Raw genomic sequence first — 13,904 nt, 5'->3', positions numbered from 1 at the left:
AAGAAAATCCGATATGCCGCCCTCTCATGTTTGTTTTCAGCGGCGGTCGCCGCGACCTCGAACGCCGCTTCCCTATCACCGTCGCCGGACCTGACGCCGCCTTGGCCCGATATCTCAGAGCTCGCGCCGATCGACGGGGTTCGCATTACCTTTCCGAGTCACAGCCCGTTTTCGATCGCCGATGTCGGCGATGGGCCGGACAACGATCCGGCGACCTCGGCCGTGGGGACGCTGTTCCTGCCGCCGAACGCCACACCCAAAACGCCACTCCCGGCAATCGTTTTATTGCATGGAGCCGCCGGCGTTCTGTCTTCACGCGAAATGACCTATGGCCGGCAGTTTGCGTCGATGGGGGTTGCCGCTCTCGTAGTCGATGTCTTCGCCGCGCGGCGCGACTGGGCCAACGGATTCATCGATCGTCTGATGAACATCACCGAAGCGATGATCCTCGCCGACGCCTATTCGGCACTGGAATATCTCGCCACGCGCAACGATATCGATTCGACCCGGATTGCACTGATAGGCTTTTCCTACGGCGGCATGGCCACGACCTATGCCGCGTTCGAACAGGTCGCCGAACGCTATATGACGAACGGCTTGCGGTTCGCCGGCCATGTCGCCTTTTACGCACCCTGTATCGCGAGCTTCGAGGACAACCGGTCAACCGGGGCGCCGCTCCTGATGCTGTTCGGCGCCAAGGACGCGATTGTCGACCGGACGCGTTGTCAATCGGTGGCCGATGCGTTGCGCGATGGCGGTGGCAATGTCCAAATGGTCATCTACGACGACGCTTACCACCAATGGGACGGACGCTTCGCCGGTCCGCGCAAGATCGGGCGCAACCTGGCTGAATGCGACTTGATCGTGGAGCGTGACGGCACCGTCCGCGACCGCGACCTCCTGTTGCCGATGACCAACTCCTTCACGCGCAAGATCATCCTCGCTCTCTGCGCCGACGACGAGGGCTATCTGATCGGGCGCAATGATGACGTAAGGGCGCGGTCGAACGGCGAACTGGCTGATTTCCTTCACCGGGCTTTCGCATTGGACCGCCGGGAGAGCTTGCGATAATCCATGACAAGGGCTCTGCCATAGTAAACATTCACCCTCAAAATCCGCTACACTGGGGATCGGATCGGCGCCCCGCTCAGGGATGACGCCGACATCGGAGAATTGCGATCCTCGGGTATCCGGCGGATCGGAATAAGGAGCCCAGCGCATGAGCAGTCCGGTCAGAATCGATTCTCACATTCATATCTATCAGGATGCGCAGTCCGGAATTGCCGCCAAGGAAGGTTATGAAATCTGGGAATACGGTCGGCAGGCCGATGTCGCGATTAGCGGTTTGGCCGGGACCGTACAAGATCTACTCGGGGCCATGAAAACCGCGAACATTTCGCGGTCGGTCCTGGTCAATCTGTTTATCGCCGAGGTCGTGCGGCAGGAATTCATCGACGCCTTGCCCTCGGACCTGGGACCGAGCCAGCGGGAGAAGGCCCTTGGCGAAATCGAGGAACGCCTACGCCAGGACTTCGTTGCCTTCAACCGTTGGGCCTGCGAAATCGGCCGCGATCATCCGGAAATTGTTACTTTCATTTGCGCCGATGTGAATTTGCTCAGCGACCAGGAAAATGCCGACCACCTGCGAGATCTGGCCGAAAGCGATGGTGCGCGAGGTATTAAATTGCATGGCCCGGCCCAGGAATTCCATATGGGCGACAAACGATTGTGGCCGACCTATGCCTTGTGTCAGGAACTCGGATTGCCGGTGGTTGGCCATTCCGGCCCGGACCTCGATGGCAAGGGTTTCGCGGAACCGCGCGCCTTTGGCGACGCCCTCGCCGCCTTTCCGGATCTCCCGATCGTACTGGCGCACATGGGTGGCGCGACGTGGCAGCAGGCACGTGAAATCGCGGAGATCCACGCCAACGCCTACTTCGATTGTTGCGAAATAATCGAATGGACCGAGAGCGACAATGGACCCAACGACCAGGAACTCGCCCAATTGATAGTGAACGTCGGCAGCGACCGCGTCATGATGGGTTCGGATTTTCCTTGGTACGATCTCGACCGCACGATTGACCGGGTAATGGAATTGCCATTGCTGTCGGTCGAAGAAAAAGAGGCCATCATCGGCGCCAACGCGGTTCGTATCCTTCGCCTCGACGCCTGACTTGTGGCGCCGATCCGGCCGGACCAATCAACGGAGCCCAGCGATGTCTTCTGATGACAAGGATGCCAACCCCAGCCTGATGTGGCCGTTCGTCGGAATTCCATCGTTCCTGCGCGCCCCGATCTGCACGAATGTCGACGAGTTGGACGCCGCCATCGCCGTGATCGGCGTTCCGACCGACGAAGGCTCGCCATTCATGGCCGGGTCCCGCTTTGGACCGCGGGCGCTCCGCGAACATTCGCTGAGATTCGCCATGGGCCATGGCTACTACGATCCGGAAACAAGCGAAGAATACCTGGTCCCGGAAATGGCGCATGGCATGATCGCAGATGTCGGCGACGCCGAGATCTGGCCCACCGACGTCAAGCAGACCTTCGACAACATCAGCAGCCTCGTTCGCCGTGTCCTCGACCGCGGCGCCCTTCCGATCATTCTCGGCGGTGACCACTCAATCACCTATCCGGTGGCGCGGGTGTTCACGGAACCCATGCATATCGTGCACTTCGATGCTCACAACGACTATGCGCCTTTCATCCATGACCTGCGTTTCACCAACGGGCATGCATTCCGTCATCTGTCACCGATGCCTCACGTCAAGAATTTGATCCAGGCCGGAATTCGCAGCCTTCGCCATGGCCGCGATTGGATCGAGGATTCCATTGTCGACGGAAATCGAATCGTCACCATGAACGAGTTTCATGAAATCGGCCCGAAGGGTCTGGCCGCGCTGGTACCCGAGGGCGAAAATTGTTACGTCAGTATCGATATCGATGTGCTCGATATTTCGCTCGTCCCTGGCTGCGTATCCGCGGAGCCCAATGGCATGGCCTATGCGGAATTGCGAGACACCTTGACCGCGATCGCGGAACGCACGCGGATCGTTGGGTTCGATTTCGTCGAAGTAAACCCGCAACTCGATGTCGGCACCGGTGTGACCGCCTATCTCGGCGCCCATACGGTCATCGAATTCCTCGGCCGTATTTGTGCTCAGCCTTGGTGGGCCGAGCGCCGCGAGGCATGGCTCGCGGAACGCGGGAAGGCTACCTGATCAGATCGCAAACCGTAGATTTTCCGGAACCAGGTCAAGGAAGTAGCCGCTTTTGACCAGGTCCTTGATGGCCGCCACATCGGGCGCGAAAAAGCGATCGGTGTCATAGGAGGGAACGCGTTCGTGAACGGCGGCGACGGCGCGTTCGAGGACCTCGCTGGAGCGGTCCGGACGGCGGAATTCCAGCCCCTGGCAGGCCGCCAGCAACTCGATCGCGACGACCCCGGCTGCATTGTCCGCCATCTCGCCGAGACGCCGCGCCCCGTGGGTTGCCATGCTGACAAAATCTTCAAAGTTCGCCACTGTCGGAATGCTGTCGACGCTCGCCGGAAACGCCCGGCTCTTGTTTTCGCTGACCAAGGCGGCGGCGACGACCTGCGCCACCATGAACCCGGAATCGAGTCCACTGCTTTCCACAAGGAATGCCGGCAGGCCGCTGATATTGCTGTCGGTCAGAAGCGCAATCCGGCGCTCCGCAATGGCCCCCATCTCCGCAAGCGCGAGCGCGATCATATCGCTGGCGAGCCCGACCGGCTCGGCGTGAAAATTACCGCCGAACAGAATTGCATCGTCCTCGGCGAAGACCAGAGGGTTGTCGGTGAGTGCGTTGATTTCCTGCGCCAATGTCGTTGATGTGTTCCGCAAGATATCAAGCGCGGCACCCATCACTTGCGGCTGACAACGCAGGCTGTAGGGGTCCTGGATGCGTCCATCGCGTGCCGCACGGTCGCGCAAACCGCTACCATCGAGCAGGGCACGGTAGGCTGCTGCCATGTCCCGTTGTCCGGCCTGGCCGCGGGCCTCCTGAATACGGGGGTCGAAGGCCATATCCTGGCCGAGAGCCGCTTCGACGCTCAACATGCCGGACACGGCGGCGGCGGCGAACACGGCTTCGGACGCGAACAGCCCGGCAAGCGCGAGCGCAGTCGAGACTTGCGTACCGTTGACCATCGCCAAGCCTTCCTTCGGCGCGAATCGAAAATTGCTGATCCCCGCCATTTCGAGACCTTCGGCTGCCGAGAGAATCCGATCTCCAGCGCGAACCTCGCCGGCGCCGATGAGGACCGCGGCGATATGGGCCAACGGCGCCAAGTCGCCGGAGGCGCCAACCGAGCCCTGGGCCGGCACGCAGGGCAGGATGTCGGCGTTGTAAAGGGCGATCAGCGCGGTGACGAGGTCTCGCCGAACGCCGGACCGGCCGCTCGCCAGAGCGGCGATCTTTAGGACGAGAATCTTGCGAACGATCTGATCCGGAAGCGGACCCCCGGTGCCGCATGCGTTGGACAGCACCAGGCGTCTTTGCAGCTCCTCCAGGTCCTCTTCCGGTATGACCCGATCGGCCAGCGCACCGAACCCCGTGTTGACGCCATATGTTCGCCTTCCCTCGCCGACCACACGACGCACGACGTCGTAACCGGCGTCGATTTCCGATCGCGCCTCGGGGGACAGGTCCAAGGCCAACCCGCCGGCCGAAACCCGTCGCATGGTTTCAAAATCGAGACCCCGCGGTTCGATTGTCAGTATTTCTGTCAATGGACCCTCCGTCTTCGATTTCGCAGCCTAACTCGATTCGTGCGATGCCACGCGATGCACGGCAATTGTCGGCGAGCGGCTACCGTATTAGTCTGTTGTCATATCGATCTCGCGACCGATTTGAGGAGGCTCATATCATGTCCGAAAACCGTGTCTTGATCCCCGCCGGTCACGGCAAGGCCGCCCGTCTGACTGCTGGCCAGCGCGTCAAACTCATAAACACGCACGGCACCCAAGTGGTCGATACCTGGGCGCTTAACGCCTACGAGCTCCAAGAGTACATGTCGATGGAGTCGACCCGGGTCTGGAATGTGCGTCTCAATCCCATAGTCGGCGATTCGTTGGTTACCAATCGACGACGGCCGATCCTTACTATCCTCGAAGACACGACGCCGGGCATTCACGACACCTTCATGGCCGCCTGCGATCGCTATCGCTATCAGGTACTGGGGGTCGAGGGCTATCATCGAAATTGCCAGGACAACATGTTCGAAGGGCTGCTTGAACTCGGCGTCACGCCGCCCTTCCCGATCGCCGCCTCATTCAACGTGTTCATGAACATTCCCGTCCTCGATGATCGCAACAGCCTCGATTTCCGACCTACCGTATGCGAACCGGGCCAATACATCACATTCCGCGCGGATATGGACTGCTACGTTGCCTTCTCGACCTGTCCTCAGGACATTCTGCCGATCCATGGCGAAGGCGGCGCGCCGCCGAAGGATGCCCATTTTGAAGTTCTTGACTGACCCGTTCCTAATTGAGGCTGGGATCGACACTTAGCAACAACTTCCCGCTGACGCCGCGATTTTCCAATCGTCTTTGCGCGGCCTCGTAATCTTCGAGGTCGTAAATGCCTTCGATCGGAACCCTGAGCCAGCCCGCGCTAAGTCCCTCTAGGACATATCGCAGGCCGCGCCGCCACCGCGTCGAGCCCGGGTCCGCATGGTGCAATTCGAACCCGGCTAGCGAGGTCGACTTTTCGTAAAGCTTCGGACGAATATCGAAATCCGGGTAACCGGCCGCTTCGCCGATATTGATGATCTTGCCGTAGGTGCGAAGCGCATCGAAGCTACGCGGCAAGATTGTCCCGCCAAGCGAATCGATGACCAGATCGACGCCGCGACCTTCGGTGAATGTCATCGCCGCGGCAACGAAATCTTCGCCGGTGTTGTCGACGACGAGGGCGGCGCCATAATCGAGAGCCTTCTGCGCCTTGGACGCCGTGCCGACGGTGCCGATCACGATGGCGCCTTCGCGAACCGCGATCTGGGTCAACATGAGGCCGACCGCACCGCCGATGGCGTGGACCAGAAGGACCTCCCCCTTGCGCAGCCTATGGGCGCTGAACAACAGGTGGTAGGCGGTCATCGCCACCATAGGAAATGCGGCACCGAGTTCCAACGAAACAGAATCCGGCATTCGCATCGCATACCGAGCGGCGACCATGCAATAGTCTGCAAACCCGCCAAGATGAGAGGGGCCGGTGATTGCCGCAACTCGGTCGCCGATGCGGAATCCACGAACGCCCTTGCCGACCGCGTCGACTCGCCCCGATACCTCGAGCCCAAGGATCGCCGGATAGACGATCGGGTCAGGGTAGACACCCTGCCGCTTCTGAATGTCGCTCCAGTTGCAGCCGGCATAGGCAACCTGGATCCGAATCTCACCGGGTTGTGGTTCGGGGACCGGAACGGTTTTCAGGTGCAGGTGATCGATGTTCCCAGGCTCATCAACCACGACCGCGCGCATGGTGTGGACGCTGCTGTTGGTAACCATGCCTACAACCGAATCAGCGGCTGATGTGCGCAGCGGAACGAGCCGCCAACCGCATATACATCACCATATGGCAGGCGAACGACGTCGAACTTGCGCGCCTCGAGCTCAGCGGCGAGCGTGTCGTGCGCCTGCTCCGATGGCATGACGACGAGACGGTCGTTCATTATCAGGTTGTTGCAGCCTAAATGGATTTTCGCGATCTCGAACGGAACGTCGATGATGTCCCAATCGCGGAGGCAATCTGGAATCCCTTCGATCATCGCTGACTTGCAAACCGCTGCCACGCCTTCGCGTGGCGTCGACAGCACGCAATCGAGATGGGCGAAATTGGGATCGATCGCAACCATCTCGACATTGTAATCGGTTCCCAAGACGTGCTGAAGCCATCGCGCGCCTTCCGGGTTGCTGGCATTGCCGGAGTGACCGACCAAGATCTTTTTACCGAGGACGAAAATGTCGCCGCCTTCGAGGTAACCCCAGCCGGGACCATCGAGACTATCGTCTGCGCCACCATCGGGTTGGGCGAAGTAGCGGGCGCCACGATCCATCGTCTCGGCCAGTATGTGACGTATGGAAAAGCGTTGGCGCCGGTGGAAGAGCGATCGGGGCGCCAACTCGATAACACTATTGGCGATTGTGACGAAGGGATCGCGAAGCCAACCGGTCAACACGCCATGGTTTTCGCCGCGCGGATATCGCAGGTTTGCTTCGCTGATGTAGGTGGGTTGATGCACCCGCACGCCCTCGCCCTCGAGAAACTTGACGGCGCCCTCGATCTGCGCACTCCAGCGTTGGTAATAATCCGGGTCGGCGTCGCGCACGTCGCGTTCCTGATTCTCAAACCAGAACTGCCGGAAATCGCCCGATGGCCGCACGTCGGCATCTTGTAAAAACTTTGGAAAAATGAACTGACCGCTCCACCCGTATATGCATTCCTTGAGCTCACCCCACTCTGATCGCACATAGATCGCGTCACCGGCTGCGGTTGAACAACCGGCACCCTCGGATCGGCTGTCTCGCCGAGACGACCGAGCGGCCGGATCGATTGTGGACATGCTCATTTCGCCTCCCGTCGGTAGGGGATACCCGCAGCGGCGGGCGGTGTTGGCCGACCGACGAGCCCGACCAGCGCCAATATCGAAACCATGTAGGGCAGCGCCACGAAAATCTCGTGCGGGACGTCGGGATTGAGGAATTGCAATCGAAGTTGCAGCGAATCAAAAAATCCAAAGAGCAAACAGGCCAATAGGGCACCGATCGGATTCCAGCGCCCGAGAATAACCGCGGCAAGGGCAATGAAGCCTTTGCCCGCGCTCATGTTCTCCGAAAACAGAAAGACCTGGGATAGAACGAGGAAACAGCCGCCCAGCCCAGCAAAAACGCCGCTTCCCAGAACGCAGGCATAGCGTACGAGGTTAACCGGAACACCCGCTGTATCGGCTGCCCGCGGGTTCTCGCCGACGGCTCGAATGTTCAGCCCCCAGGGGGTCTTGAACATGATGTAATACATCATCGGCACAAGCCCATACATGGCATAGACCAGCGCATCCTGGCCGAAGAAAACCGGACCTATGACTGGGATCGAAACCAGGACCGGGATCGCCAATGGCCGGAAGCCTTCGAGATCGAGCGTGTTGGCCTGGGCGCCGAAAACCACGCGTGACAGGAACGACGTCAATCCGAGCACCAGGAGGTTGATTGCGATCCCGGTCACGATTTGGTTGACGCCCAAGGAAACACCAAGGACGGCGAGTATTAGGGCCGCAAGCATGCCGCACATCGCGCCGGTCACGACACCCGCGAACGGGGTCCCAAAAAAGAACGCGCCGACCGCCGCACCGAAGGCGCCGGCCAGCATCATCCCTTCGAGGCCAATGTTGTAGACCCCGCTCCGTTCCGACAGCACCCCACCGACGGCGGCAAAGGTGATCGGTACCGCGAGACGCAGGCTGGTCCGAAGAAAGTCCGTCAGTAACTGTGGGTCGAGAAAAATTTCGATCATGGTGGCTTGTCGCCCCCCGACCCTGGCGCCAGACCGCGGTCGGCGGCCCTGCGCGTATGGAGGAATTTGGCCCAATATGTGCGGTCGAAGCGAAACGCGAGGCCCATCGCAACAAAGATAACGACCAAGCCCTGGATTGCCTCGATTACCGTCGCATCGACGCCGACGGCGCGCTGCATGATACCGGCACCGCTTCTCAGGCCGGCCAGGAAGGTCGCGGCGATGACGACGAACAGGGGATTGGCGCCGGCGAGGAATGTTATGACGATACCGTCGTACCCGTATCCCGGGCTGAAATGGTGAAACAGCCGATATTTCAGTCCCAACACCTCATACGTCCCCGCCAATCCTCCCATGGCACCGGCGACCACGAAGGCGAGGACAATGGTGCGGCGTACCGAGACGCCGGCGTACTCGGCGGCCCGTGCGTTCTTGCCCACGGTGGACAAGGTGAAGCCGAAGGTGCCGTATCGAAATACGGCGAATATGACGATGGCGAGAACGATCCCAATAACGACGCCGAGGTGGGCGTCGGTCCGCGGCAGCACATGAGGCAGGAACAAGGCTTCGGGTATCTCGTGGGAGTAGGGATAGGGCGCGTCGGGCGCCATCATCGGGCCGCTTACCGCGTAACTGACTATGTTGATCGCCACATAGTTCATCAGCAGGGTGACGATAATCTCGTTGACTCGGTAGTACGCCTTGAGGATCGCGGGAATCAGGGCCCAAAACGCCCCGCCAATCATCCCCGACAAGGACGCGGCCAGGATGTGGAGCCAGCCCGGCATAGCGGGAAGATAAAGGGCCGCGAGCGTCGCGAACAGCGCGCCCATGTAAATCTGCCCTTCGACGCCAATGTTGAACTGCCCAGCCCGCAGCGGCACGGTGACCGCCAGACCCGCAAGCACCAACGGCGACATCTTCACCAGGGTGCTACCGACGCCATAGTATTCCGTAAATGCGCCCTTGAAGAGAGCGACATAGGCCTCGATTGGATCGGATCCGGCAAGCTTGATGAGGAAGGAGCCAACGATCAAGGCAGCCACAACCGCCCAGACGCTTTTGAACATATAAAGGAAGCGTATTGCGCCCAGCATCAGGCAGCTTCTCCGACGGCGCCTGCCATTAGCAGGCCGAGGCGCTCCGGGGTTGCCTCGGCGGTATCGAGCAAGCCGGTTATCCGGCCGCGAAAGATGACCGCTATACGGCCGCTTACCTCGAGCACATGCTCGAGCTCGGTTGAAATATAAAGAATCGCGACGCCCCTCGCCCGCTGCTCGAGAAGCGTTTTCTGGACGAATTCGATTGCGCCAACGTCCAGTCCCTTGGTTGGCTGCGCAACGACCAGGACTTGCGGCCCGTCTTCTATCTCTCGGGCGAGGATGAGCTTTTGTTGATTGCCGCCCGAGAGATACCGGGTCTCTTGTTCGATGCTTTGCAGGCGTACATTGTACTGGTCGACCAACTTTTCGGCGTTGGCGCGGATTGCTCCGGGATTGAGAACATGGTGGTTTGCAAATGGCAGCCAACGAAAGGTCCTAAGGACCAGATTCATGGCGACAGATTGGTCGAGGACAAGACCTACTTCGTGACGGTCCTCTGGAACATAACCGATTTTCCATCGACGCTTGCGTTCGGCCACCGAAACATCGTCGATCAGTTCACCGCCAACCCGAATATGACCTGATTCGGGCTTCCTCAAACCGGCGATGACCTCGGCCAGTTCCGCTTGACCATTGCCGTCGACACCGGCCACTCCGAGAATTTCGCCACTTTTCACGGACAGGGAAATGTCGTCGAGAGCGCCGATGCCTCTGTCGCCGGTGGCACGAACATTCTCCACCCGCAGCATCTCCCGTCCGGCTTCCATGTCCCGGTGGGGAATGTCGAATACGACATCGCGACCGATCATCAGCCGCGCTAACTCCCGAGCATCCGTATCGGTTGTCTCGACCTCCGCCGTCACTTGGCCGTTTCGCATCACCGTGACCCGGTCGGAGATCGATATCACCTCCTCGAGCTTATGGGTGATAAACAGAATCGTCTTGTCGGCCTCGGTCAGGCGCCTCAGGACATCGAAAAAAGGGCCAGTCTCGCTCGGCGTCAGCACGCTGGTCGGTTCATCGAATATAAGAATATCGACGTTGTGATAGAGCAGCTTCAAGATTTCGACCCGCTGCTGCATGCCCATCGGCAGCTTCCAGATGGCTTCATTGGGATCTATCTCGAAGCCAAATGAATCACTGAGTTCGGATAGCCGGGTGGCATGGGCCTTTAGATCAAGGCCGACCCTCCCCTGTTTCATGCCAAGAATGACGTTTTCGGTAACGGTCAACGGCCGGACCAGCATGAAATGTTGATGCACCATGCCGATGCCCTGGGCCAACGCGTCCTTCGGGCTCTCGATCTTGACCTCGCGGTCATCGACCAGAATGCGCCCTTCATCAGGTTGATAGAGCCCGTACAGGATGTTCATGAGGGTCGTCTTGCCGGCCCCATTTTCACCCAATATGGCGTGGATCGATCCTCTTCGGACATGAAGATTGACGTCGTCATTGGCGCGCAATTCGCCAAACGTCTTGGTTACGCCGTCGACGACGAGGTGATGCTCACTGGCCACGGTCGGCATGACTCACCGGCTGTTCGGCGGTGCAAAAGAACGGGCCCCACGCACGAGCGCGCGGGGCCCCAGGGAGTTAGGTTTCGCTACATGCTGAACTTGCCGGTTTTCATATCGTCGACGAGTTTTTCGACATCGGCCTTTACACTCGGCGGCATGTCTGGGTTCATTGTGCCGACGCTCAGCGGCGTCGTACCGATGCCGAAGGTATATACCTTCTTCTCGGCGGTGCCGTTTTCGTACTCGTTGGCATAGAACAGAATAGCCTGGCGCCAATCTTGAACGGCCGAGATGAGATTGGTCTTCGGCCAGCTGGAACCGAGATCGGTGATTGCGCCAAGCCCCCACATACCCTTTTCTTCGAGCGCCTGCATGACGCCGACGATGCCGTTGTCCAGATAGGGAATAATGGCCTGGGCGCCTTGGCTGATCTGGCCGAAGGTGGCCTCTTTGGCCTTGGCCACGTCGTCCCAATCCTCGGTATAGGTCACGAGCACCTCGCCGCCACCCATCGCATCCTTCATGCCGGCGGTCATGCCCTCGACAAGCTGCAGGACCGGCGCGATTTTCTGTCCGGCAACGATCCCAATCTTGCCCGTTTCAACCATCTTGCCCGCCGTAAAGCCAAGCAAGTAGCCGATAGACACATTGTCATAGCCGATCGTCGCGACACCCTCGACCGCAGAACAATTGAGGCACGCGAACAATGTCTCCGGATAGCGTCGAGCCGCGCGCTTGGTCGAATCGACGAACTCGCCGCCGGCACCGTAGACCAAGCCATAGCCGCGTCGGGCGTAATCTTCCAGATGCTCGGACTGATCCGCCTGCTTGACCTTTTCGCTGTAGGCGGTCTCCATGCCCGTCTCTTTGCCGACGAGGACGATGCCCTCATAAAGAACCTGGTTGAAAGCCTGGTCGGTGATGCTGCCGGGCAGCACGATCGCGACCTTCTTGTCCTGCGCGTTGGCTGCGCCGCCATAGGCTGACGCGGCGACCAAGACCGTCGCCGCACCGAGAACCATTCGCCTTGTGAATTTCATCATTTGCCTCCCTCTTCTGGTGTGTTGTTGAACGACAATCATTCCAACCTGCCCTACCCTGCCAATCGCGTGGCCTCATCACCCAGCGATATCGCGCCAATGAAATCGGCCGCGTTTGAGACGCTACCGAAATAGCCGCCTTCCTGTTTGATCATGCTAAGGGCCGCCGTGTGATTGCTGGCGACAGTCGCGGCGCAGCAATCCTCCAGCAACAATCCATCGTAACCGCGATCCGCCGCCGCCCGCATCGTGCTGTGAACGCAGACATCGGTCGTTATGCCGGTGAAGACGATGTTCCGGATGCCCTGGCTGCGCAGTAAGAGATCGAGATCGGTGGCGAAGAATGCACTGGCGCCAGCCTTGTCGATGACCGGTTCGCCCGGTACCGGGCTCAACTCATCGACAATTTCGAATCCCGCCTCGCCTCGAATCATGAATCGGCCCAGGGGGCTGGGAGAACCAATCTCGGCACCGCCGTTGCGGCTCCGCCATCGTGCCACCTCGGGGACGTCGGATAGGTCCGGTCGCTTTCCCTGACGCGTGTGCATAACGGGAAAGCCCTGTGTCCGCGCCGCCGCTAAGACCTTGCCAATCGGTTCGATCAATGCCCGCATCGCCGATACGTCATAGCCCATGGCATGGAAGTAACCCCCTTCATCGCAGAAATCCTTTTGCATATCGATGACCATGACCGCCGTGTTCTCGGCGCCGAGATCACCGTCAAACGGAAAGTCGTAGGGATCGGCGGGGACGGACGAACTCAATTTGGTACCTCCATTTAAATTCCGCTAGGTCGGCAATCGTCTCACGACACTCGCCTTTCCACCATCGAGGAATCGGTTGAGCGGAACGCCGACCTCAACGCTCCCGCCACCAGCTCGACGAACTCTTCGACCAGCATTCGGCCGATCTCGGCAGAGGAGTTGGTCGCCGGGGTCAACACACCGGACTCCGGTACCCACTCGCGCCCTTCGTGGGGATACAGGTCGAACGGCGGAAAAGAGGCCGGTGGATCCTGTGGTACCTTGTTCATGTCGACGAGATGCGGAAACAAATAGAGCATCATCGAAGTCTCGAGTATCCCTCCGTGCTCGAGGTCGAGACCGGGATACCCATCAGGATAGAACTGCTCAAGATAATCGAGGGTCTCCTGCTTCACGGTTTCCGGATAGCGCATCTTAAGGACCTTGACATCGTCGATGCCCTTGGCTTCGAGCCTGCGTATGGCCTGTTCACAACCTTCGGTCAGGAAGAATTGATTTTCATAGTGCCCGTCTATAAGTGCAATTTTCTTGGCGCCGGTGCGACCGAGCTCGGCGACGACATCGGTCACCAGATGAGAGAGGTTGTCACCATCGAGCCCTGTTGAGCCCGGGAAATGATCACCGCCACCGGTACGCGGCTGCGACTTGTAACCATAGCTGAGGGTCGGCGCGACGATGCCACCTACGCGCTCTGCCGCGCGGCGCGCCATTTCGCCCGACAGGATGGCATCGGTTCCCAAAGGCATATGCGGGCCGTGTTGTTCAACGGCGCCGACCGGGACCAATACGATCGCGTCCTCCACAATCAGACGGCGTTCATACTCGACCCAGGATATCTCGGCCATGAGAACGGTTTCGTGCATCATCTCACCCCGACCGCGGAAATTCGGTGGTCGCCCTGCAGAAATATTCGCAGTTTTTCGGCACTCGAAAAATAACAAAGTC

At 59.6% G+C, this 13,904-nt stretch carries 13 protein-coding genes; 4 read left to right on the top strand and 9 right to left on the bottom strand.

The genetic code is table 11. The features are described 5' to 3' along the window. Positions 1-6 precede the first annotated feature (6 nt). The 3 genes from GY791_07190 to GY791_07180 all read left to right on the top strand — a co-directional run bounded on the left by GY791_07190 (position 7) and on the right by GY791_07180 (position 3,221). On the top strand, positions 7-1,071 hold the full coding sequence (locus GY791_07190) for a prolyl oligopeptidase family serine peptidase (GenBank protein MCP4328203.1): 1,065 nt from the start codon (positions 7-9) through the stop codon (positions 1,069-1,071). Positions 1,072-1,219: 148 nt separating this feature from the next. After that, entirely contained in the window at positions 1,220-2,173 is a 954-nt protein-coding gene (locus GY791_07185) for an amidohydrolase (protein ID MCP4328202.1), read from the top strand. Positions 2,174-2,252: 79 nt separating this feature from the next. Continuing rightward, the gene (locus GY791_07180; protein ID MCP4328201.1) at positions 2,253-3,221 is read left to right on the top strand and encodes an arginase; all 969 of its coding nucleotides are present in this window, start codon (positions 2,253-2,255) and stop codon (positions 3,219-3,221) included. Here GY791_07180 and hutH read toward each other — a convergent pair whose 3' ends face one another. Further along, positions 3,222-4,754, bottom strand: coding sequence for a histidine ammonia-lyase (gene hutH, locus GY791_07175; protein MCP4328200.1), 1,533 nt, complete (start codon positions 4,752-4,754; stop codon positions 3,222-3,224). A 137-nt stretch (positions 4,755-4,891) separates the two neighbouring features. Between hutH and GY791_07170 the strand changes: the two genes are divergently transcribed. Further along, positions 4,892-5,503, top strand: coding sequence for an urea carboxylase-associated family protein (locus GY791_07170; protein MCP4328199.1), 612 nt, complete (start codon positions 4,892-4,894; stop codon positions 5,501-5,503). A gap of 7 nt (positions 5,504-5,510) precedes the next feature. Here the strand turns inward: GY791_07170 and GY791_07165 are convergent, their stop codons facing one another. From GY791_07165 to GY791_07130, 8 genes are all read right to left on the bottom strand, one after another. Continuing rightward, complete coding sequence (locus GY791_07165; GenBank protein ID MCP4328198.1) at positions 5,511-6,533, bottom strand: zinc-binding dehydrogenase; 1,023 nt, start codon at positions 6,531-6,533, stop codon at positions 5,511-5,513. A gap of 2 nt (positions 6,534-6,535) precedes the next feature. Beyond that, positions 6,536-7,594: a hypothetical protein gene (locus tag GY791_07160; protein ID MCP4328197.1), complete on the bottom strand. Its 1,059-nt coding sequence runs from the start codon at positions 7,592-7,594 to the stop codon at positions 6,536-6,538. Continuing rightward, positions 7,591-8,535, bottom strand: coding sequence for an ABC transporter permease (locus GY791_07155; GenBank protein MCP4328196.1), 945 nt, complete (start codon positions 8,533-8,535; stop codon positions 7,591-7,593). The genes GY791_07160 and GY791_07155 overlap by 4 nt, the downstream gene beginning before the upstream one ends. Further along, positions 8,532-9,632 (bottom strand): ABC transporter permease, encoded by a 1,101-nt coding sequence (locus GY791_07150; GenBank protein ID MCP4328195.1) that lies wholly within the window; start codon positions 9,630-9,632, stop codon positions 8,532-8,534. The genes GY791_07155 and GY791_07150 overlap by 4 nt, the downstream gene beginning before the upstream one ends. Continuing rightward, positions 9,632-11,164, bottom strand: coding sequence for an ABC transporter ATP-binding protein (locus tag GY791_07145; GenBank protein ID MCP4328194.1), 1,533 nt, complete (start codon positions 11,162-11,164; stop codon positions 9,632-9,634). Before GY791_07145 ends, GY791_07150 begins: the two co-directional genes overlap by 1 nt. Positions 11,165-11,241: 77 nt before the next feature. Then, positions 11,242-12,195: a BMP family ABC transporter substrate-binding protein gene (locus GY791_07140; protein ID MCP4328193.1), complete on the bottom strand. Its 954-nt coding sequence runs from the start codon at positions 12,193-12,195 to the stop codon at positions 11,242-11,244. Positions 12,196-12,248: 53 nt separating this feature from the next. Continuing rightward, on the bottom strand, positions 12,249-12,884 hold the full coding sequence (locus GY791_07135; GenBank protein MCP4328192.1) for a cysteine hydrolase: 636 nt from the start codon (positions 12,882-12,884) through the stop codon (positions 12,249-12,251). Positions 12,885-13,000: 116 nt separating this feature from the next. After that, positions 13,001-13,825, bottom strand: coding sequence for a creatininase (locus GY791_07130; protein ID MCP4328191.1), 825 nt, complete (start codon positions 13,823-13,825; stop codon positions 13,001-13,003). Positions 13,826-13,904 lie beyond the last annotated feature (79 nt).

It is taken from the genome of Alphaproteobacteria bacterium (assembly GCA_024244705.1).
In the GTDB taxonomy this organism is placed as follows: domain Bacteria; phylum Pseudomonadota; class Alphaproteobacteria; order JAAEOK01; family JAAEOK01; genus JAAEOK01.
The sequence above is the reverse complement of the archived record's forward strand: the minus strand, read 5'-3'. Positions and strand labels throughout refer to the sequence as shown.

Coding starts and splice junctions, on each gene's coding strand:
- GY791_07185 (MCP4328202.1), top strand. CDS start 1,220: ATGAGCAGTCCGGTCAGAATCGATTCTCACATTCATATCTATCAGGAT.
- GY791_07180 (MCP4328201.1), top strand. CDS start 2,253: ATGTGGCCGTTCGTCGGAATTCCATCGTTCCTGCGCGCCCCGATCTGC.
- GY791_07170 (MCP4328199.1), top strand. CDS start 4,892: ATGTCCGAAAACCGTGTCTTGATCCCCGCCGGTCACGGCAAGGCCGCC.
- GY791_07165 (MCP4328198.1), bottom strand. CDS start 6,533: ATGGTTACCAACAGCAGCGTCCACACCATGCGCGCGGTCGTGGTTGAT.
- GY791_07160 (MCP4328197.1), bottom strand. CDS start 7,594: ATGAGCATGTCCACAATCGATCCGGCCGCTCGGTCGTCTCGGCGAGAC.
- GY791_07155 (MCP4328196.1), bottom strand. CDS start 8,535: ATGATCGAAATTTTTCTCGACCCACAGTTACTGACGGACTTTCTTCGG.
- GY791_07150 (MCP4328195.1), bottom strand. CDS start 9,632: ATGCTGGGCGCAATACGCTTCCTTTATATGTTCAAAAGCGTCTGGGCG.
- GY791_07145 (MCP4328194.1), bottom strand. CDS start 11,164: ATGCCGACCGTGGCCAGTGAGCATCACCTCGTCGTCGACGGCGTAACC.
- GY791_07140 (MCP4328193.1), bottom strand. CDS start 12,195: ATGAAATTCACAAGGCGAATGGTTCTCGGTGCGGCGACGGTCTTGGTC.
- GY791_07135 (MCP4328192.1), bottom strand. CDS start 12,884: ATGGTCATCGATATGCAAAAGGATTTCTGCGATGAAGGGGGTTACTTC.
- GY791_07130 (MCP4328191.1), bottom strand. CDS start 13,825: ATGATGCACGAAACCGTTCTCATGGCCGAGATATCCTGGGTCGAGTAT.